Origin of the sequence: Pseudomonas sp. Z18(2022) (assembly GCF_036346535.1) — a bacterium.
Classification (GTDB): domain Bacteria; phylum Pseudomonadota; class Gammaproteobacteria; order Pseudomonadales; family Pseudomonadaceae; genus Aquipseudomonas; species Aquipseudomonas yamanorum_A.
Genome location: NZ_JAOTOA010000021.1, coordinates 57,408 through 78,287 on the forward strand (window position 1 = coordinate 57,408; position 20,880 = coordinate 78,287).

The window sequence follows — 20,880 nt, forward strand, 5'->3', positions numbered from 1 at the left end:
AATTTACCTGCAATCCGGCAGATAACTTGCCCACGCAGCAGAAAAACGAGTAAAGACTTTGTAAGCAGGTGCCTGCTTATTTCATAATGCGCGCTTATTGGATCCCCCCGTGGGTCCCGCGCCCCGTCAGAGGTAAGTCGATTCCCATGAAACGCACCGGCCGCACCCTGGTTCTGGGCTGCCTGTTGCTCCTTCAGCCGCTGCTGGCGTTTGCCCAGGCAGGCGGCAACTCGTTGTTAATCCCAGCGATGGGTCGTTGCACCCTCAATACCCAGCCAGAAAGCCAGGCCGAAGCCCTGAGCGCGTGCCAGAAACAGGCCGACGGCGGGGATGCGCAGGCGCAATACGAGTTGGGCGAGTACTTCTACGACAGTAAAAATCCCGCACGCGACCTCAACAAGGCCTTGAGCTACTTCGAGAAAGCCTCGTTGCAGGGCCATGCCCAGGCGCAATTCCAGCTGGGCACCATGTTTTTCCATGGCGAAGGCGTACCGGCCAATAACGTTCAGGCGTACATCGTGCTGAAAATGGCGGCGGTCAATGGCGCTGAAGATGCGCTGGACACGGCCGATGAAGTGGCCGAACACATGCAGCGGGACGAACTGGAAGTGGCGACCCAGGTACTGGGGCAGATTTTCCGCAACTACCTGCAGGAACTGCAGAGCGCAGATGGCAGCTCGCCATTCTCGCCACTGCCTGATCCTTCACGCTGACTGACTGCTCCCGTGCCAGGCATGGGAGCCTTCAACTGTCTTACTTCTCTGGCATCGGCATCGGAAACGGCATGACATTGCTCATGCCACGGGCTTCGCTGATTTTCGGCGTGCCCAGGCGCTCGACTTCGTCGATGCGCACGATCGAATGCATCGGCACAAAACTGCGCACCACGCCTTCGAACTGAGCCTTGAGTTTTTCCTCGCCCGGGTCGACGACCAACTGTGTGCGCTCGCCAAAGACGAACTCTTCCACTTCCAGGAAGCCCCACAGATCACTTTGATAGATCTGCTTGGCGTACATTTCGAACACCTGGCCCTGGTTAAGGAAAATCACCTTGTAGATTGGAGCTTCACGTTTGGTCATGGTGGGCGGGTAACACATCGGGGGATATAAAAGAGGGCGCGAACTATAGCATGGCACCCGATGCACAGTGCTAGGAACCTATCGGCATGCCCCCTATAATGCGCGGTTCTTTACCACCAGTTGACGATCCCCATGGCCAAGAAGCTTTACATCGAAACCCACGGTTGCCAGATGAACGAGTACGACAGCTCGCGCATGGTCGATCTGCTGGGTGAACATCAGGCCCTGGAAGTCACCGCCCGCGCTGAAGATGCCGACGTGATCCTGCTCAATACCTGCTCGATCCGCGAGCGGGCCCAGGACCGGGTCTACTCGCAGCTGGGCCGCTGGCGCGAACTGAAGCTGGCCAACCCGGACATGGTGATCGCCGTCGGCGGTTGCGTGGCCAGCCAGGAAGGCGCCGCGATTCGCGACCGCGCGCCCTATGTGGATGTGGTCTTCGGCCCGCAAACCCTGCACCGCCTGCCGGAAATGATCGACGCCGCCCGCATCACCAAGCTGCCGCAGGTCGACGTCTCATTCCCGGAAATCGAAAAATTCGACCACCTGCCCGAGCCGCGCATCGACGGCCCGAGCGCGTATGTGTCGGTGATGGAAGGTTGCAGCAAGTACTGCACCTTCTGCGTGGTGCCGTACACCCGCGGCGAAGAAGTCAGCCGCCCGTTCGATGACGTGCTGGCGGAGATCATTCACCTGGCCGAGAACGGCGTGCGTGAAGTGACCCTGCTGGGGCAGAACGTCAACGGCTATCGCGGCCAGACCCACGACGGACGCCTGGCGGACCTCGCCGAGTTGATCCGCGTGGTGGCGGCCGTCGACGGGATCGAGCGGATTCGCTACACCACCTCGCACCCGCTGGAATTCTCCGACAGCCTGATCCAGGCCCACGCCGAAGTGCCGGAGCTGGTCAAACACCTGCACTTGCCGGTGCAGTCGGGCTCCGACCGCATCCTCTCGGCCATGAAGCGCAACCACACGGCCCTGGAATACAAATCCAAACTGCGAAAATTGCGTGCGGCAGTGCCGGGGATTTGCATCAGTTCGGACTTTATCGTCGGCTTCCCGGGCGAGACCGAGAAAGATTTCCAGCAGACCATGAAGCTGATTGAAGACGTCGGTTTCGACTTCTCCTACTCCTTCGTCTACAGCCAGCGCCCGGGCACCCCGGCGGCCGACCTGCTCGACGAAACCCCGGAAGCGTTGAAGAAGGAGCGTTTGAACGCCCTGCAACACCGCCTCAACCAGCAGGGTTTCGAGATCAGCCGACAGATGGTGGGTTCGACCCAGCGCATCCTGGTCACCGATTACTCGAAAAAGGATCCTGGCGAATTGCAGGGCCGCACCGAGAACAACCGGATCGTCAACTTCCGCTGCGATAATCCGACGCTGATCGGGCAGTTCGCCGACGTACACATCGACGCGGCGCAACCGCACTCGCTGCGCGGCTCGCTGGTTAACTGAGAGCCCGGCGTTCAAGGCAAATGAAGATCAAATGTGGGAGCTGGCTTGCCTGCGATAGCGATATAACAGGCAGCCTCTCTTTTGGACGTGCCGGCCTCATCGCAGGCAAGCCAGCTCCCACACTGGATCGCGTTTGTTCTTGAGAGCGGGTCCGGGCTATATAAGTGCTTTCGCACACCGCCTGCTGGCGTTATCCTTGATTTCATCTTAATTGCCCCAGGGCGGCTAAAAGCGACCTTGAACGCACCCATAGAACCACATCGTTTTCTCCTCGAGCCCTTTGAGGCTCGCCGTTTCGCCAATCTGTGCGGACAGTTCGACGAGCACCTGCGCCTGATCGAACAACGCCTGAGCATCGAGATCCGCAACCGCGGCAATCAATTCGAGCTCATTGGTGAACCCCAACACACCACCTCGGCAGAAAACCTTCTGCGCCGCCTCTACCGGGAAACCAAAGGTAGCGAGCTGTCGCCGGAAACGGTGCACCTGTACCTGCAGGAATCTGCGGTACAAGACCTGGCGAACAACCCGGTGGCCGAAGCCAGCGTGGCCCTGCGCACCAAGAAAGGCATGATTCGCCCCCGCGGCCTGAATCAGCAGCGCTACGTCAAAGAGATTCTGGGCAACGACATCAACTTCGGCATCGGCCCTGCCGGTACCGGCAAGACCTACCTGGCCGTGGCCTGTGCGGTCGACGCCCTGGAGCGCGAGCAGGTGCGACGCATCCTGCTGGTGCGTCCGGCGGTGGAAGCCGGCGAGAAACTGGGCTTTTTGCCCGGCGACCTGGCCCAGAAGATCGACCCGTACCTGCGCCCTCTCTACGACGCGCTCTACGAGATGCTCGGCTTCGAATACGTGGCCAAGCTGATCGAGCGCCAGGTGATCGAGATCGCCCCGCTGGCCTACATGCGCGGCCGTACGCTGAACAACAGCTTCATCATCCTCGACGAAAGCCAGAACACCACCGTCGAACAGATGAAAATGTTCCTGACCCGGATCGGCTTCGGCTCCACAGCCGTGATCACCGGCGACGTCACCCAGGTCGACCTGCCCAAAGGCACCAAGTCGGGCCTGGCCCAGGTGATCGACGTGCTAAAGGACGTGCCGGGGATCAGCTTCACCCACTTCATGCCCAAAGACGTGGTACGTCACCCGCTGGTGCAGCGCATTGTCGAAGCCTACGAGCGCTTCGAACACCGCGACGACCAACCGGCCAAGGACACTCGCCGCGATGCTTGAGCTTGACCTGCAGCTGGCCACCGATGCGCCTGCCCCCAGCGAAGCGCAGTTCCGCCAATGGTGCACCCTGGCCCTGCGCCAGCGCACCGCCGACTCGGAACTGACCATTCGTCTGGTGGACGAACCTGAAGGCCGTGAGCTGAATCACACCTGGCGACAAAAAGACTACGCGACCAACGTGCTGTCGTTTCCCGCCGACGTACCCGATGAGTTACTGGATATCCCATTGCTGGGCGACCTGGTGATCTGCGTCGAGGTGGTCGAGCGCGAAGCCAAGGAACAAGGCAAGGAACTTGAGGCCCATTGGGCCCACCTGGTCATCCACGGCTGCTTGCATCTCTTGGGTTACGACCATATAGACGATGACGAAGCCGAAGAAATGGAAGCGCTGGAACGAACGTTGCTTGCAGAATTGGGTCATCGTGACCCGTATGCAGACGACGAAATTGCAACTACACCTAACTGAAACAATAAAGGATTTAGAGTAATCGCTATGAGCGAAGACCGATCGAGCAACGGGCAAAAGTCATGGCTGGGGAAACTCACCCAGGCCTTTGCCCACGAGCCGAAAAACCGCCAGGAGCTGCTGGAGCTGCTGCGCGAGGCACACCAGAACAAGTTGCTGGACAGCGAAGCGCTGGCCATCGTCGAAGGCGCCATCCAGGTGGCTGACCTGCAAGTACGGGACATCATGGTTCCGCGCTCGCAAATGATCAGCATCAAGGCGACACAGACCCCACGGGAATTCCTCCCGGCCGTGATCGACTCGGCGCACTCGCGCTACCCGGTGATCGGCGAAAGCCATGACGACGTCATGGGCGTCCTGTTGGCCAAGGACCTGCTGCCGCTGATCCTCAAGGAGAACGGCGACAGCTTCAACATCAAGGACCTGCTGCGTCCTGCCACCTTCGTCCCCGAATCCAAGCGCCTGAATGTGCTGCTGCGCGAATTTCGTGCGAACCACAATCACATGGCCATCGTGATTGACGAATACGGCGGCGTGGCTGGCCTGGTGACCATCGAAGACGTGCTGGAACAGATCGTCGGCGATATCGAAGACGAACACGACGTGGAAGAAGACAGCTACATCAAGCCGCTGCCCAGCGGTGACTTCCTGGTCAAGGCCCTGACGCCGATCGAGAACTTCAACGAGTTCTTCGACAGCGAATTCTCCGATGATGAATTCGACACCGTCGGCGGCCTGGTAATGAGCGCGTTCGGGCATCTGCCCAAGCGGAATGAGACCACCGAGATCGGCGCCTATCGCTTTCGCATCCTGAATGCCGACAGCCGCCGGATCCACCTCATTCGCCTGACACCTATTGCCCGCTAAGGACTGACATGCGCCGTATGATTGCACCCGGCTGGCCCGGTAACCTGCTGGCCGTGGTGGCCGGCGCCATCACTACCCTGGCGCTGGCGCCGTTCGATCTCTGGCCGTTTGCGCTGGTGGCGGTCGGGTTCTTTTATGCGGGATTGCGTGAGCTGACACCACGCCAGGCCTTGTGGCGTGGCTGGTGTTTCGGTTTCGGTCTGTTTGGCGCCGGCACCAGCTGGATCTACTACAGCATTCACCACTTCGGCGGCGCTTCGGTGCTGCTGGCGGGCATGCTGATGCTGGCGTTTACCGCAGCCATTGCCTGGTTCTTTGCCCTGCCTGCCTGGCTCTGGGCGCGCTGGCTGCGGCGCAATGAGGCGCCATTGGCCGACGCCCTGGCCTTCGCGGCCTTGTGGGTGGGCCAGGAAGCGTTTCGCGGCTGGTTCCTCACCGGTTTCCCTTGGCTCTACTCCGGTTACAGCCAGCTCGACGCTCCCCTTGCCGGCCTCGCGCCACTGGGTGGCATGTGGCTGATTTCCTTTGCCCTGGCGCTGACCGCCGCGCTGATCTGCAACCTGCCGCGCCTGCTGGCGGGTAAACGCAACCTGTTCATCGGTGCCGGTTTGCTGCTGTTGGTGGCGCCATGGGCCATCGGCCTGGCACTCAAGCATCACGCCTGGACCACCCCCGCCGGCGCACCGCTGACCGTAGCGGCCGTCCAGGGCAACGTCGAACAAAGCATGAAATGGGACCCCGAGCAGCTCAATGCGCAGCTCGCGCTGTACCGTGACATGAGCTTCACCTCCAAGCCCGTGGACCTGCTGGTATGGCCGGAAACCGCGGTGCCGGTACTCAAGGAGTCCGTCGAAGGCTACCTGGCCATGATGGGCAAGTTCGCCGCTGACCGGCACACCGCGCTGATCACCGGCGTGCCGATTCGTCAGGAAGTGCACCACCACAAGCGCTTTTTCAATGGCATCACCGTGGTGGGTGAAGGCGATGGCACTTACCTGAAACAGAAGCTGGTGCCGTTCGGCGAGTACGTGCCGTTGCAGGACATGTTGCGTGGCCTGATCGCCTTCTTCGACCTGCCGATGTCGGACTTCGCCCGCGGGCCGGCCGACCAGGCGCTGCTGCAAGCCAAGGGCTATCAGATTGCGCCGTTCATTTGCTATGAAGTGGTGTACCCGGAATTCGCCGCCGGCCTGTCGGCCCGCAGCGACCTGTTGCTGACCATCAGCAATGACACCTGGTTCGGCCGCTCCATCGGCCCGCTGCAACATTTGCAGATGGCCCAGATGCGCGCCCTGGAGGCCGGTCGCTGGATGATCCGCGCCACCAACAACGGCGTCACCGGCCTGATCAACCCGTACGGGCAGATCACCGTGCAGATCCCGCAGTTTGAACGCGGGATCCTCTACGGTGAGGTGGTACCGATGCACAACCTCACGCCGTACCTGCAATGGCGCTCGTGGCCGTTGATCATCCTGTGCCTTGGCCTGTTTGGCTGGGCCTTGCTGGCGGGCCGGATGTCGAAAACAGTCTGAAGGTGGGAGCTGGCTTGCCTGCGATAGCATCACCTCGGTGTAACTGACACACCGAGGTGCCTGCATCGCGGGCAAGCCCGGCTCCCACAGAAGCCCGGCTCCCACATTTGCGTTGCGGTGTTACCTGTAAAACAACCGGTAACCCACCTGCCCCACCGCTTCGTTCAGCAACTGACCGTTCTGCCATACCGACTTGAATTCCGGCATCCAGCCACCCAGTGGCCGGGCATTGTCTACGCCCAGAAACCCCACCGGCGCCGGAACGACCGTAAACCCGGCCTTTTCGAAACTCCAGCGCGAACGCGGCATGTGCCAGGCCTGGGTCACGACGACCACACGCTTGATGCCTTGCGGCAACAGAATCTCTGCACTCATCTGCGCGTTTTCCCACGTGGTGCGGCTGCGCTCTTCCTTCCAGCGCACGCTCACGCCAAAGTCATCCTGCATCGACACCGCCATCAACTCCGCCTCGCTGGGCGGCGTACCGTAATGCAAGCCTCCGGTGGTCAGCACCGGCAAGCCCGAAGCCTTGGCCAATCTCGCCGCGTAACGCTGGCGTTCAAGGCCGACACCCGTAGGCTGATCAGAGCCCCACGCCGGATCCCCGCGTTCACGCCCCGAACCCAATATCACGATTGCATCAGCCCGCTGCGCCAGGGTCGCCCATGCGTCACGGGCCAAGGGCGGCTCGGTCTCCAAGGCCTTTGCCCCCCACTGCACCACCACCGGCAGGCTCATCAGCCACATCCCGCCGAAGCCCAAGGCAAAGCACACCCCCGCCAGTCGTGGGCGACTGCGACGAAACCACCAGGCAAGGGCCAGCAACAGCAACAGAATGCCGGGCGGCAACAGCAATTGTTTAATGAAATAACGAATAGGCATCGGGCATCTCCAAAGATGCCCGAAGCCTAAGGTGTAACGGGGTTTAGCGACAATCTTTACAAGAACACACGTTCGAGAAGGCTACCGATTACGCGGTATTCACTTGAAACGCACGGACCGGAGTTTTTCCGGGCTGCGGCCGGCCGACAAATCCTTGAGCCATACCACCTTGGCCGAGCGTGAAGGCTCCTGCGCCGGCGGGGAGGCCATGCCATGGGACGCGCGATGCTCATTTAACTCCAGATACACCCTGATCACTTCCAGCTCTGCCTGGCTCAAGCCACGCAGTTCCAACTCCAGAGGCCGTTCATCACACAATCGGCCTGCGGTTTTTGCTGCATCCAGTGCTCGACCCAAACGGTCGATCAGTCCTTCGTACACCTGCGGTTTCGTTAAAGTTCGCTGCGAATCAACCATCCCTCACCTCATTGAAGATAAGACTCACTCCCCACTAAACAGCGTAGTCCTGCTGGCCCTGCCTGCCTGACGCCGCGACCAACGGCCTCGGCGGCGCAATCAGGGTTTCCCTCGATAGAGTGGGGTCATGTATGCTACGGCGCTTCCTGTAACTCCACTTCCCGCAGGGTTTGGGCACGGACGCGCCACTTTTTGGTGTCGATCAACCTGAACGTTGCACCGAAGAGGATTAGGCCACCCCTATTCAGTTCAAAAGTAGCCATGCACGAACAATATCAGCCCCGTGAAATAGAAAATGCCGCCCAGTCGTTCTGGGATGAGCAAAAGTCCTTTGAAGTCAGTGAACAGCCAGGCAAGGAGACTTTCTATTGCCTATCGATGTTCCCTTACCCCAGCGGCAAGCTACACATGGGGCACGTGCGTAACTACACCATCGGCGACGTAATCTCCCGCTACCAGCGCATGCTCGGCAAGAACGTCCTGCAACCCATGGGTTGGGACGCCTTCGGCATGCCGGCGGAAAACGCCGCGATGAAAAACAACGTAGCGCCCGCCAAGTGGACCTACGAAAACATCGCCTACATGAAGACCCAGCTGCGCAGCCTGGGCCTGGCGGTGGACTGGTCCCGCGAGGTGACCACCTGCAAGCCTGATTACTACCGCTGGGAACAATGGCTGTTCACTCGCCTGTTCGAAAAAGGTGTGATCTACAAGAAGAGCGGCACCGTGAACTGGGACCCGGTGGACCAGACCGTACTGGCCAACGAACAAGTGATCGACGGTCGCGGCTGGCGTTCCGGCGCGCTGATCGAAAAACGCGAAATCCCGATGTACTACTTCAAGATCACCGCCTACGCGGATGAACTCTTGTCGAGCCTCGACGATTTGCCGGGCTGGCCCGAGCAGGTCAAGACCATGCAGCGCAACTGGATCGGCAAGTCCAAGGGCATGGAAGTACAGTTCCCGTATAACGTCGATTCCATCGGCGCGGCGGGCGTACTGAAAGTCTTCACCACCCGTGCGGACACCCTGATGGGCGCGACCTACGTCGCCGTGGCCGCCGAACACCCGCTGGCCACCCAGGCCGCACAGAACAACCCCGAGCTGCAGGCATTTATTGCCGAATGCAAAGGCGGCAGCGTGGCCGAAGCCGACGTCGCCACCCAGGAGAAAAAAGGCCTGCCGACCGGCCTGTTCGTCGAGCACCCGCTGAGCGGCGAGAAGCTGCCGGTATGGGTCGCCAACTATGTGCTGATGCACTATGGCGATGGCGCGGTAATGGCTGTGCCGGCTCACGACGAGCGCGACTTTGAATTCGCCGTGAAATACAACCTGCCGATCAAGTCCGTGGTGCGCACCAGTTCCGGTGACACCAACCCGGCTCCGTGGCAGGACGCGTACAACGAACACGGCACCCTGATCAATTCCGGCGAGTTCGACGGCCTGGATTTCGAAGGTGCCTTCGACGCCATCGAAGTGGCGCTGATCAAGAAAAACCTCGGTGCCTCGCGCACCCAGTTCCGCCTGCGCGACTGGGGCATCAGCCGCCAGCGCTACTGGGGCTGCCCAATCCCGATCATCCACTGCGAAACCTGCGGTGACGTGCCGGTGCCGGAAGACCAACTGCCGGTGGTACTGCCAGAAGACGTGGTGCCGGACGGCGCCGGTTCGCCCTTGGCGCGCATGCCCGAGTTCTACGAGTGCGCTTGCCCGAAATGCGGCCAGCCTGCCAAGCGCGAAACCGACACCATGGACACCTTCGTCGAGTCCTCGTGGTACTACGCCCGCTACGCCTCGCCGCACTATGAAGGTGGCCTGGTGGAAAAATCCGCAGCCGACCACTGGCTGCCGGTAGACCAGTACATCGGCGGTATCGAGCACGCCATCCTTCACCTGCTGTACGCGCGCTTCTTCCACAAGCTGATGCGTGATGAAGGCCTGGTGAGCTCCGACGAGCCGTTCAAGAACCTGCTGACCCAAGGCATGGTGATTGCCGAGACTTACTACCGTCGCGAAGCCAATGGCGCCTACACCTGGTTCAACCCGGCGGACGTCGAACTGGTGCGTGACAGCAAGGCCAAGGTCATCAGCGCAAAACTGATCAGCGACGGCCTGCCGGTGGAAATCGGCGGCACCGAGAAGATGGCCAAGTCGAAGAACAACGGCGTCGACCCACAGTCGATGATCGACCAGTTCGGCGCAGACACTTGCCGCCTGTTCATGATGTTCGCCTCGCCGCCTGACATGAGCGCCGAATGGTCCGACTCCGGCGTTGAAGGCTCGCACCGCTTCCTCAAGCGCGTCTGGCGCCTGGCGCACGCCCATGTCAGCCAGGGCTTGCCGGACAAGCTGGACGTAGCGTCCTTGAGCGATGAACAGAAAGCCATTCGCCGCAGCACACACCTGGCCATCCGCCAGGCCAGCCAGGACGTGGGCCAGAATCACAAATTCAACACCGCCATTGCCCAGGTGATGACGTTGATGAACGTGCTGGAAAAAGCGCCGCAAGCCACCGACCTGGATCGCGCACTGATTCAGGAAGGCCTGGAAACCGTCGTCCTGCTGCTGGCGCCAATCACGCCGCACATCAGCCACGACCTGTGGAGCCGGTTGGGCCACAGCGGTGCCGTCATCGATGCCGGCTGGCCGGTACAGGATGACAGCGCGCTGGTACAAGACACGCTGCAACTGGTAATTCAGGTCAACGGCAAGCTGCGTGGCCAGATCGACATGCCGGCCAGCGCCAGCCGTGAAGACGTCGAAGCCGCTGCCCGTACCAATGAAAACGTGCTGCGCTTCACCGAAGGCCTGACGATCCGCAAAGTGATCGTGGTGCCCGGCAAACTGGTCAATATCGTCGCTAGCTAATCGGATCGGGCGCCAGGGCATTACCCTGGCGCCGAACAAAACCTCCAGGGCCTCGATAAGGCCCACATGGTTTCAAGGGGAGCATCAAAATGATCAAACGCAATCTGCTGGTTATGGGCCTTGCCGTGCTACTGAGCGCTTGCGGCTTCCAGCTGCGCGGCACCGGCACCACCGAACTGGCGATCAAGGAACTGGACGTCACCGCCCGTAACTCCTACGGCGAGACCGTGCAACAGCTGCGCCAGGTCCTGGAAAGCAGTGGTGTCAAAGTCTATTCAGGCGCGGCTTACAAACTGAACCTGCTGGATGAGAAAGAAGAGCAGCGCAACCTCAGCTATGCCAGTGCCGGGCGTGCTTCGGACATCGAGCTGAGCACCACGCTCTTCTTCGAAATCCAGGGCCACGACCACCTGCCGTTGATGGGCGACAAGATCCAGGTACAGAAAGTCGTGAGCCACGACGGCAACAACCTGGTGGGTTCGGACTCCGAAACCATCCAGGTGCGCAAGGAAATGCGTCGTGAGCTGGTGCAGCGCATGCTTCTGCGCCTGCAACTGATCACCCCGGAAAAACTGGATCAACTGCAACAGACGGCAGATAACAAGGCCAAGGCAGATGCCGATGCGCTGAAAGCTGCGCAAGAGTATGAAAACAGCCAGCCGAAACAATCGCCTGTCGAAGTCCCAGCTGAGTAAGCCAGACGGGGCGCCACTGGCGCCCCGTTCGCCCTGCCTATGAAACTCGCCCCCGCCCAACTCGCCAAGCACCTGCAAGGCAGCCTTGCGCCCGTCTACATCGTCAGCGGTGATGACCCGCTGCTGTGCCAGGAGGCCGCGGACGCGATTCGCACCGCCGCCCGCCAACAGGGATTCGATGAACGCCAGGTGTTCAGCGCCGACGCCAGTTTCGACTGGGGTACGCTGCTGCAAGCCGGGGCAAGCATGTCGCTGTTCGCCGAGAAACGCCTGCTGGAACTGCGCCTGCCTTCGGGCAAGCCCGGCGACAAAGGCGCGGCGGCGTTGATGGAGTACTGCGCACGTCCTGCCGAAGACACGCTGCTGCTGATCAGCCTGCCCAAGCTCGATGGCAGCGCGCAGAAGACCAAGTGGGGCAAGGCACTGGTGGAAGGGGCACAGACCCAGTTCATCCAGATCTGGCCGGTGGACAGCAATCAACTGCCACAGTGGATTCGTCAGCGTCTGTCCCAATCCGGACTCACCGCCAGCCATGACGCGGTAGAGCTGATTGCGGCGCGGGTGGAAGGCAACCTGCTGGCGGCGGCCCAGGAAATCGAAAAGCTCAAGCTGATGGCTGAAGGCGGCCAGATCACGGTTGAAACCGTACAAGGCGCCGTGGCTGACAGCGCGCGCTTTGACGTATTTGGCCTGGTGGATGCGATCCTGAACGGCGAACCCGCCCACGCCCTGCGTATGCTCGAAGGGCTGCGGGGCGAAGGCGTGGAGCCGCCGGTCATACTCTGGGCCCTGGCTCGGGAACTGCGCCTGCTGGCCAACATTGCCTTGCAATACAGCCAGGGTATCCCGCTGGACAAGGCCTTCAGCCAGGCCCGGCCACCGGTTTGGGACAAGCGCAAGCCGCTGATCAGCAAAGCCCTGCAACGGCACTCGGCACAACGCTGGGCGCAATTGCTGCTGGAAGCCCAGCGCATTGACGCGCAGATCAAGGGCCAGGCCGCGGGTTCACCCTGGATGAGCTTGAGTCGTTTGTCACTTTTGATGTCAGGACAGCGCCTGGCGTTGCCTGCTGAATAGTCCTACGTATCACTGGGCTGGACAGAATCCAAACTTCGGCCGATGATTCGCACCGCATCATCAACCCGCCAAAGAGTACCCATCATGAGCAAAAAGCCATCCAAGCATGGCCCCAACAAGGCCAAATCCATCATCGCCCAGCCGTTGTTCCGCAGTCGCCAGGAACGAGCCGGCAAAGGCAAAGGCAGCTACCGCCGCGAAGCCTTCCAGTCTAATAGCTGGGAGGCTTCTTACTTTCTGGCTGCCTGAAGGCAAGCGCCCCTCCGGCATGATAAGGTCTGTACCTGATTCGTATTCCCTGGACCCGTGCATGCCCTCTAGTCTTTCCCGTCGTTGGCACCTTCGCCAGCTGATCGCTGCCTCCAGCCTCATTCTATTAGTCGCCTGCGCAGAAAAACCTACCGCCGCCGATGCCCAACCCCTGCCCCCGCTCCAGACTGCACCGGTAGCTGCGCCTGCCGTCGTTGCGCCACTGGCGGTGGACAATCTTGATATCCAGCCGACCCAGACCTTTGCCGAATGGCAGGCGGGGTTTCGCGTGGAAGCCCTGAAGGCCGGTATCACGCCTCAGGTGTTCGACACCGCTTTCGCCAACGTCGTACCCGACCTGGCAGTGATTCGCGCCGACCGCAGCCAGCCGGAGTTCTCCCGCCCGGTGTGGGAATACCTCGATGGCGCACTGTCGCCGCTACGGGTGCGCAACGGCCAGTCGCTGCTGGTGAAATACGCCGACATTTTGCAACGCATTGAGGAACGTTATGGCGTTGACCGCCAGGCGCTGGTCTCGGTGTGGGGCATGGAGAGCAACTTCGGCCAGTTCCAGGGCAACAACTCGGTGATCCGCTCCCTGGCGACCCTGGCCTATGAGGGCCGTCGCCCCGCGTTCGCCCAGGCACAACTGCTGGCGGCGCTGCAAATCATCCAGCATGGCGATATCGCCGCCGACCAGATGAAAGGCTCCTGGGCCGGCGCCATGGGCCAGACCCAGTTCATCCCGACCACTTACAACACCCACGCTGTGGACTTCGACGGTGACGGTCGCCGCGATATCTGGAACAGCCCCGCCGACGCCCTGGCCTCCACCGCGCACTACCTGCAAAGCTCCGGCTGGCAGAAGGGCCAGCCGTGGGGCTTCGAGGTGCAGCAACTGCCGTTGAACTTCGACTACGCCCTGGCCGACGGCAGCGTGCGCAAGACCGTTGGCGAATGGTTGAAACTGGGGATCCAGGTGCCACCGGGCGCCAGCGTCCCGGCCAACGTGGACCAGCTTTCCGCAGCCCTGCTGCTGCCGGCCGGCTATCGTGGCCCGGCGTTCCTGGTGCTGGATAACTTCCGCGCGATCCTCAAGTACAACAACTCGTCGTCCTATGCATTGGCCGTTGGCTTGTTGTCGGAACGGTTCGGCGGTGGCGGCGTGATTCGTGGGAGTTGGCCGAAGGACGAGCTGCCATTGACTCGCTCGCAGCGGATGGATTTGCAGACAGTGCTCAGTGCCAATGGTTACGATGCCGGCAACCCGGACGGCATCATCGGCGCCAATACCCGCAAGGCGATTCGTGCAGCGCAACAGTCCCTGGGCTGGCCGGCGGATGGGTATCCGACGGTGAAGTTACTGGAGTCGTTGCAGAGCCGCTAGATCGTTGTATGGCGACTATCGCCATCGCAGGCAAGCCAGCTCCCACAGTTGACCACGTCGTTCATGATGTACGCGGTCAACTGTGGGAGCTGGCTTGCCTGCGATGAGGCATTCAGAAACAACTGAAGGCTCAGGCCTTAAACACCACATCCTGCTCCAACACCAACCGCTTCTCCCCCGCATCCAACCGCACCCTCGCGCCCATCGGCAACGTGAGGTTCGGGTTGCAGTGCCCGCTGCGCCAGCCAGACAGCACAGGAATGCACAACGGTTCGAAGGTCTGCTTCAGCAGGCGCTCAAGCGCAATGCTATCAACCCCGGCCACATCCCCCACTACAACCCCCGCCACCTGGGCGAGCTTGCCCGCCAGGCGCAAATGGGTCAGCAACCGGTCAATGCGGTACAGCGGCTCGTTCACATCCTCGATAAACAAAATGATGCCCTCGGCATCAATCTCGTAATCCGTGCCCATTACCGCGGCGATCATCGATAGATTGCCACCCAGCAGCCGCCCGCAGGCGATGCCAGGCTCGACGGTGGTCAATGGATAGGCCACAGGGTGAGTCAGCTGGGTACCGGCCTTCACCTGCCCGCGCAGCATACTGAACAGCGATGACTCGGTAGGCTGTTGCTTTTCACCTAACAAGTCAGCGTTGTACATCGGCCCGTGAAAGGTGACGAAGCCGGCGTAACGGTTGATCGCCAGGTGCAACGCGGTGATATCGCTGTAGCCTACAAATGGCTTGGGGTTGGCCCGCAGCAGGTCAAAGTCCAGGCGGTCCAGCAGGCGTGGGGTGCCGTAGCCGCCCCGCAGGCAAAAAATCGCGTCGATGGACGGGTCGGCGAACGCCGCGTGCAGGTCGTTCAGGCGTACATCATCACTGCCGGCCAGGTAGCCATCACGCTGCCCCACACCGGGGAAAATCCGCAGTGTGTAGCCCCGGGCGCGCATCCATTGCGTGGCCTTGTCGATATCCAGCTCGGCCGGCCCGGCAGGGGCAATCAGCCCGATCACGCCTTCGGCGCGCAGCGCAGGTACCGCACAAGTGGTTAATTGAGTCGTCATCCATGGTTCTCCTCGTGTGGATTGCCCAAGGCACTCTAAACAGCAATGGTTGCAAACAGAAGAGGATGACTTAACCGCAACATGTAGGAGCGAGCTTGCTCGCGAAGGTCGTAAACGATAACGCGCGCATCCTGGATGCGCGCGGTGCTCTTGAGTTCTTCGCGAGCAAGCTCGCTCCTACAGTGAGGGCGAGGCTTACGAGACCAGGCTGGCCTTGACCAGTTTCGCCTGCTCGTCGGCGTGGTACGAGGAACGTACCAGCGGGCCGGAAGCGACGTTCTTGAAGCCCATCTTGTAGCCTTCTTCGGCAAACCAGGCGAACACGTCCGGGTGCACGAAGCGCTGTACTGGCAAGTGGCTGCGGGACGGCTGCAGGTACTGGCCGAGGGTCAGCATGTCGATGTCGTGTTCGCGCATGCGCTTCATGACTTCGATCACTTCCTCGTCGGTTTCGCCCAAGCCCAGCATCAGGCCGGATTTGGTCGGGATGTGCGGCATCATCTGCTTGAATTTCTGCAGCAGGGTCAGCGACCACTGGTAATCCGAACCCGGGCGCGCAGCCTTGTACAGGCGCGGCACGGTTTCCAGGTTGTGGTTGAACACATCCGGCGGCTCGGCAGCGGTGATTTCCAGCGCGACGTCCATGCGGCCACGGTAGTCCGGGACCAGAGTCTCGAGCATCACGTTCGGCGACAGCTTGCGGATCTCGCGGATGCAGTCGGCAAAATGCTGGGCACCGCCGTCACGCAGGTCATCGCGGTCTACGGAGGTGATCACGACGTACTTGAGTTTCAGGTCGGCAATGGCGATGGCCAGGCTTTCCGGTTCATTGACGTCCAGTGGCTTCGGCCGGCCGTGGCCAACGTCGCAGAACGGGCAGCGACGGGTGCAGATGTCACCCATGATCATGAAGGTGGCGGTGCCGCCGGAGAAGCATTCGCCCAGGTTCGGGCAGGACGCTTCTTCGCAAACGCTGTGCAGTTTGTGTTTGCGCAGCAGGGCCTTGATACGGTCGACTTCCGGCGAAACCGGGATGCGCACGCGGATCCAGTCAGGCTTTTTCGGCAGTTCGGTGGTCGGAATGATCTTCACCGGGATGCGTGCAACCTTCTCGGCGCCGCGCAGCTTCACGCCGGCTTCTACCTTGGCACGCGGGGCCGGACGCTCGGTGATATCCAGCGTCGGGATCATGGTTTGCACTGCATCAGTAGTCATAATCAGTCGATTCCGCCCGTTAGGGTCGTCTGCTCAGCATAGTCGAGGTGTTTGACGAGCTGCGCGCGCAGCCGGGCACTTACCTCGGCAAATTCTAGTGGTGTTGCGTGATCACTCAACTGGGTCATCGCCAAACCGGCGTAACCACAGGGATTGATCCGTCGAAACGGCGCCAGGTCCATGTCCACGTTCAAGGCCAGGCCATGAAAGGAACACCCGTGGCGAATCCGCAGGCCCAGGGAGGCGATTTTCGCGCCATCGACGTAAACCCCCGGTGCGTCCGGCTTGGCCACTGCGGTCACACCGTAGCTGGCCAGCAGCTCGATCAGGCATGACTCCATGCGGCTGACCAGCTCACGCACGCCAAAACCCAGCCTGCGCACGTCCAGCAACAGATAAGCCACCAATTGGCCTGGGCCATGGTAAGTCACCTGCCCGCCGCGGTCGACCTGCACCACCGGGATTTCTCCCGGCAGCAGCAAATGCTCGGCCTTGCCGGCCTGGCCCTGGGTGAAAACCGGCGGGTGCTCCACCAGCCAGATCTCATCCGGGGCTTGCGTGCCGCGCTCGTTGGTAAACCGTTGCATGGCGTGCCACACCGGTTCGTATGCCATTTGGCCGAGCTCGCGAAAGCCCAGGGTCTGTGACATCACAACACCATGTGCACGAAGCCGGTAGCCCGCAGTTCGCTGTTGATGTTGTAGAGCTGGTCCTGGTCAGTCGCCACGATGTGCAACTGAATGGTGGTGTACTTGCCACTGGAGCTGGAACGCTCATCCACGCGCTCATCATTGATCGTCGCATGTTTCTTGACGATCTCAATGATCGTGTCCTTGCGACCCACGCCCGTGTCGCTGATTACCTTGATGGGGTAATCCTTCACCGGGAATTCGATCTTTGGCGCCTTTACTTCGGTATCGGTCATGGCGTAACGGCCTCGTAAGCGTAAGCCGTGGCGACGGGCATAACCCCGCGCCGGATCAGCGCAGGGTCATGCAGGTGCACACTATCAGTTGAACAAGCTGTAGAAGAATAGACGGATGCTATCCCACACGCGTCGGAAGATACCACCTTCGTCGACGGCGTCCAGAGCGATCAGGTCGGCGCTGTGGATCACTTTATCGTCCAGTTTCACTTCGACCTTGCCGATGACATCGCCCTTGGCGATCGGTGCGACCAGTTGCGGGTTCATGGTCATGCTGGCAGCGAGCTTCTTGAGCTGGCCTTTAGGCATGGTCAGGGTCAGGTCTTCAGCCAGGCCGGCCTTGACTTGATGGGTCGCGCCTTTCCATACAGGGGCTTGAGCCAGCTCGGTGCCCTTCTGGTAGAAAGTCTGGGTTTCGAAGAAACGGAAGCCATAAGTCAGCAGCTTCTGCGTCTCGGCCGCACGGGCCTGCTCGCTGTTGGTACCGAATACCACGGCAATCAGGCGCTGCCCGTCACGCACAGCAGACGACACCATGCAGTAGCCGGCTTCGTCGGTGTGACCGGTTTTCAGGCCATCGACGGTCTTGTCACGCCACAGCAACAGGTTGCGGTTAGGCTGCTTGATGTTGTTCCAGAAGAACTCTTTCTGGGAGTAGATCGCGTAGTGCACCGGGTCGACACGAATGATCGCGCGAGCCAGCAGCGCCATGTCATGGGCCGAAGAGTAGTGCTCAGGGTTCGGCAGGCCGGTCGGGTTCATGAAGTGGCTGTTGGTCATGCCCAGATCGCCGGCTGTCTTGTTCATCATGTCGGCGAACGCATCTTCGCTGCCGGCGATGTGCTCGGACAGGGCCACGCTGGCGTCGTTACCGGACTGGATGATGATGCCGTGCAGCAGGTCGCTGACAGTCACCTGCGAGCCGACCTTGATGAACATCCGCGAACCGCCGGTGCGCCAGGCGTTTTCGCTGACGGTCACCGGATCGTTTTCACCGATCTGGCCGCGACGGATTTCCAGGGTCGCGATGTAGGCCGTCATCAGCTTGGTCAGGCTGGCTGGGGGCAGGCGCTGGTCACCGTTGTTCTCCACCAGCACGTTGCCGCTGGCGGCGTCCATGAGGACCCAGGCCTTGGCAGCCAGTTGCGGGGAAGCCGGCACCATTTCAACCGCCCAGGCGGCCGGGGTGATGATCAGCGAAAGAAGCAGGCACGTGCGTTTGGCTAAGGTGGTGATGTTCATCCGTCTCTCGAAATTGCTTATGGAAACTTGCCCTCGCGGGCAAAACTATTCAGACAGCCCGTCGCCAGACTGTCGCGTGTTCGGTTGTACGCCCACCCCTTGCCCCTGGGTTTTTATTGTTCAACGAGCCAACAACCAGGGCTCAAACCCGCATGCGAGCCTGAACCATCAATCCTTTGTCTTGCTTATTCGGCGGTGACCACGCTGGGTTGCCCCAGGTTGGCCAGGCGCACGCTGTTCTGCACTTGCGCAACTTCGCTCGGCGAGCCGATCGGGCCCATCCGCACACGGTGCAGGGTCTGCTGGTTACGCACAATAGAGCTGATAAATACCGGCGCGCTGACCATCCCGCTGAGCTTGGACCTTAACAGCTCTGCTGCATCCGGGTTGGCGAAAGCGCCGACTTGCAGGTACTGCCCGCCCACTGTCGAAGCCCCAGGCGCTGCATGGGGTACGACGACCGTGTCCGGGGCGTGCTGCGCCGGTGGCGGTGTCCACTGCTCGATCTTGCCGGCCGACGCGGTGACTTGCGGTTGCGGGGTTTGCGGCTCGTTGAGCATCAACGGTGCCGGCTTGCCACGCTGGGCCCAGTACTGCGCCGGGTCGATCCCTTCTACCTTCACGCGCGCGGTGCCGGTCTCGGCATAACCGAGTTTCTTGGCGGCCGCGTAGGACAGGTCGATGATCCGGTCCGAATAGAATGGCCCGCGGTCGTTGACCCGCAGGATTACCGTGCGGTTGTTGTCCAGGTTGGTCACGCGAACGTAGCTGGGCAACGGCAGGGTCTTGTGGGCTGCGCTCATGCCGTACAGGTCATACACTTCGCCGTTGGCGGTGTTCTGGCCATGGAACTTGGTGCCGTACCAGGACGCCGTGCCCGTTTGCACGTAGGTTTTGGAGTCTTGCAGCGGGAAGTAGTTTTTGCCCAGCACGGTATAGGGGTTGGCCTTGTAAGGACCGGTGTGCAGGGTCGGCGTGGCATCCGGGATTTTCGAAACATCCACGTCCCACCACGGCGCGCCGTCTTTGTGGGCGCGGTTGATGTCCAGGCCCGGCTGGGAACGGATCGCGGTACCACCGGACTTTTGTGCCGGACCGCGACTGGTGGAGCAACTGACAACCAGCAAGGACAACGCGGCGAACGCCACCAGCTTGAGCGGTTTATTGAACGGCGATGCCCGCATTACTTGTTGCCCCGTGCTTGGACCAGCATGTCTGACAGCTGATGCACGGCCATGGCGTACATCACACTGCGGTTATAACGCGTGATTGCGTAGAAATTCTTCAGGCCCATCCAGTATTCCGGGCCGTTCTCGCCTTCAAGGCGGAACGCCGTCACCGGCATATCATCGCGTGGCGCATTCTGACTCGACCAGCCCAGCGCCCGCAACTCCCCGACCGTCTTGACGGGTTCGATACCCTGGGTCAGGCCTTCGTCGGCACGGTCACCGGTCACCTCGGCACGAATCACCACCGGTTCGCCGCCCACCCAGCCGTGACGCTTGAAATAGCTGGCAACGCTGCCGATGGCATCATCGGGGTTGCTCCAGATATTGATATGGCCGTCGCCGTCAAAATCCACGGCATACGCGCGAAAGCTGCTTGGCATGAATTGCGGCAGGCCCATGGCCCCGGCGTAGGAGCCCTTGAGGGTCAACGGGTCGACCTGTTCTTCACGGGCCAACAACAGGAACTCGCGCAGTTCCTTGCGGAAAAATTCGGCGCGCGGCGGGTAATCGAAGCCCAGGGTCGACAAGGCGTCGATCACCCGGTAGCTGCCGGTGTTGCGGCCGTAGAAAGTTTCGATGCCGATGATTGCCACAATCACCTGGGCCGGTACGCCGTACTCCTGCTCGGCGCGGGCCAGCACGGCCTCGTGCTGGCGCCAGAAGTCCACGCCACGCGCCACGCGGGCGTCGGTCAGGAACATCGGGCGATATTCCTTCCACTGCTTCACGCGTTCGGCGGGCCGGGAAATGGCGTCGAGGATCGCCTGCTTGCGCTGGGCCTCGCGGAACACGCCCATCAGCTGTTCACCGGCGAAACCATAGTCACGGGTCATCTCACCGACGAACTCGGCAACCTGGGGCGAACCGTCGTAGTCGCCGGCCTGCGCTTCCTGCACAGCGGCTCCCAGCAGGCCCAGCAGGCCCATCCAGGACACGTGCCGAGCAGCCCAGCCGCGCATTACTTGCATTGACATCTTCACCTT

The 20,880-nt window shown here is 61.1% G+C and carries 21 protein-coding genes; 11 read left to right on the forward strand and 10 right to left on the reverse strand.

All coding sequences use genetic code 11. From position 1 onward, the window contains the following. Positions 1-146: 146 nt before the first annotated feature. A complete protein-coding gene (locus tag V3W39_RS27730) occupies positions 147-713 on the forward strand; it encodes a tetratricopeptide repeat protein (protein ID WP_063026921.1) in 567 nt (188 codons plus the stop codon). Between the two features lie 40 nt (positions 714-753). Here the strand turns inward: V3W39_RS27730 and V3W39_RS27735 are convergent, their stop codons facing one another. Beyond that, entirely contained in the window at positions 754-1,080 is a 327-nt protein-coding gene (locus tag V3W39_RS27735) for a DUF1820 family protein (RefSeq protein WP_003215457.1), read from the reverse strand. A gap of 132 nt (positions 1,081-1,212) precedes the next feature. On the opposite strand from V3W39_RS27735, the gene miaB reads away from it, so the two are divergent. The 5 genes from miaB to lnt all read left to right on the forward strand — a co-directional run bounded on the left by miaB (position 1,213) and on the right by lnt (position 6,645). Then, positions 1,213-2,541, forward strand: a complete 1,329-nt coding sequence (gene miaB / locus V3W39_RS27740; RefSeq protein WP_010174799.1) for a tRNA (N6-isopentenyl adenosine(37)-C2)-methylthiotransferase MiaB — start codon at positions 1,213-1,215, stop codon at positions 2,539-2,541. A gap of 237 nt (positions 2,542-2,778) precedes the next feature. Beyond that, positions 2,779-3,780 (forward strand): PhoH family protein, encoded by a 1,002-nt coding sequence (locus V3W39_RS27745; protein ID WP_177043315.1) that lies wholly within the window; start codon positions 2,779-2,781, stop codon positions 3,778-3,780. Further along, positions 3,773-4,246 (forward strand): rRNA maturation RNase YbeY, encoded by a 474-nt coding sequence (gene ybeY, locus V3W39_RS27750; RefSeq protein WP_177120504.1) that lies wholly within the window; start codon positions 3,773-3,775, stop codon positions 4,244-4,246. The genes V3W39_RS27745 and ybeY overlap by 8 nt, the downstream gene beginning before the upstream one ends. Before the next feature lie 27 nt (positions 4,247-4,273). Continuing rightward, positions 4,274-5,113: an HlyC/CorC family transporter gene (locus V3W39_RS27755; RefSeq protein ID WP_005791724.1), complete on the forward strand. Its 840-nt coding sequence runs from the start codon at positions 4,274-4,276 to the stop codon at positions 5,111-5,113. A gap of 8 nt (positions 5,114-5,121) precedes the next feature. Next, a complete protein-coding gene (gene lnt / locus V3W39_RS27760) occupies positions 5,122-6,645 on the forward strand; it encodes an apolipoprotein N-acyltransferase (RefSeq protein ID WP_177043313.1) in 1,524 nt (507 codons plus the stop codon). 120 nt (positions 6,646-6,765) lie between these two features. Here lnt and V3W39_RS27765 read toward each other — a convergent pair whose 3' ends face one another. Further along, positions 6,766-7,527 (reverse strand): YdcF family protein, encoded by a 762-nt coding sequence (locus V3W39_RS27765; RefSeq protein WP_330213769.1) that lies wholly within the window; start codon positions 7,525-7,527, stop codon positions 6,766-6,768. A gap of 99 nt (positions 7,528-7,626) precedes the next feature. Beyond that, positions 7,627-7,944 carry a hypothetical protein gene (locus tag V3W39_RS27770; protein ID WP_177043311.1) on the reverse strand — a complete coding sequence of 106 codons (318 nt, stop codon included), beginning with the start codon at positions 7,942-7,944 and terminating at the stop codon, positions 7,627-7,629. A 261-nt stretch (positions 7,945-8,205) separates the two neighbouring features. Here V3W39_RS27770 and leuS point away from each other — a divergent pair, with 261 nt between their 5' ends. From leuS to V3W39_RS27795, 5 genes are all read left to right on the forward strand, one after another. Next, entirely contained in the window at positions 8,206-10,812 is a 2,607-nt protein-coding gene (gene leuS / locus V3W39_RS27775) for a leucine--tRNA ligase (protein ID WP_330213770.1), read from the forward strand. An 89-nt stretch (positions 10,813-10,901) separates the two neighbouring features. Next, complete coding sequence (locus V3W39_RS27780; protein WP_177043309.1) at positions 10,902-11,507, forward strand: LPS-assembly lipoprotein LptE; 606 nt, start codon at positions 10,902-10,904, stop codon at positions 11,505-11,507. A 39-nt stretch (positions 11,508-11,546) separates the two neighbouring features. Then, a complete protein-coding gene (holA, locus tag V3W39_RS27785; protein ID WP_177043308.1) occupies positions 11,547-12,584 on the forward strand; it encodes a DNA polymerase III subunit delta in 1,038 nt (345 codons plus the stop codon). An 84-nt stretch (positions 12,585-12,668) separates the two neighbouring features. Further along, a complete protein-coding gene (gene arfA / locus V3W39_RS27790) occupies positions 12,669-12,833 on the forward strand; it encodes an alternative ribosome rescue factor ArfA (protein WP_003176285.1) in 165 nt (54 codons plus the stop codon). A gap of 61 nt (positions 12,834-12,894) precedes the next feature. Further along, positions 12,895-14,220, forward strand: coding sequence for a lytic murein transglycosylase (locus V3W39_RS27795; RefSeq protein WP_177078028.1), 1,326 nt, complete (start codon positions 12,895-12,897; stop codon positions 14,218-14,220). Between the two features lie 130 nt (positions 14,221-14,350). On the opposite strand, the gene V3W39_RS27800 is transcribed toward V3W39_RS27795, so the two are convergent. From V3W39_RS27800 to mltB, 7 genes are all read right to left on the reverse strand, one after another. Then, a complete protein-coding gene (locus V3W39_RS27800) occupies positions 14,351-15,286 on the reverse strand; it encodes a S66 peptidase family protein (RefSeq protein WP_330213771.1) in 936 nt (311 codons plus the stop codon). Positions 15,287-15,481: 195 nt separating this feature from the next. Next, positions 15,482-16,501: a lipoyl synthase gene (lipA, locus tag V3W39_RS27805; protein WP_371132027.1), complete on the reverse strand. Its 1,020-nt coding sequence runs from the start codon at positions 16,499-16,501 to the stop codon at positions 15,482-15,484. Between the two features lie 2 nt (positions 16,502-16,503). Continuing rightward, a complete protein-coding gene (gene lipB / locus V3W39_RS27810; RefSeq protein WP_177043305.1) occupies positions 16,504-17,151 on the reverse strand; it encodes a lipoyl(octanoyl) transferase LipB in 648 nt (215 codons plus the stop codon). Next, positions 17,151-17,426 (reverse strand): DUF493 domain-containing protein, encoded by a 276-nt coding sequence (locus V3W39_RS27815; RefSeq protein ID WP_177043304.1) that lies wholly within the window; start codon positions 17,424-17,426, stop codon positions 17,151-17,153. Before V3W39_RS27815 ends, lipB begins: the two co-directional genes overlap by 1 nt. 84 nt (positions 17,427-17,510) lie before the next feature. Then, a complete protein-coding gene (locus tag V3W39_RS27820) occupies positions 17,511-18,668 on the reverse strand; it encodes a D-alanyl-D-alanine carboxypeptidase family protein (protein ID WP_177043303.1) in 1,158 nt (385 codons plus the stop codon). Between the two features lie 185 nt (positions 18,669-18,853). Further along, positions 18,854-19,852 carry a septal ring lytic transglycosylase RlpA family protein gene (locus tag V3W39_RS27825; protein WP_177043302.1) on the reverse strand — a complete coding sequence of 333 codons (999 nt, stop codon included), beginning with the start codon at positions 19,850-19,852 and terminating at the stop codon, positions 18,854-18,856. Beyond that, a complete protein-coding gene (gene mltB / locus V3W39_RS27830; RefSeq protein ID WP_177043511.1) occupies positions 19,852-20,865 on the reverse strand; it encodes a lytic murein transglycosylase B in 1,014 nt (337 codons plus the stop codon). Before mltB ends, V3W39_RS27825 begins: the two co-directional genes overlap by 1 nt. Between the last annotated feature and the right edge of the window lie 15 nt (positions 20,866-20,880).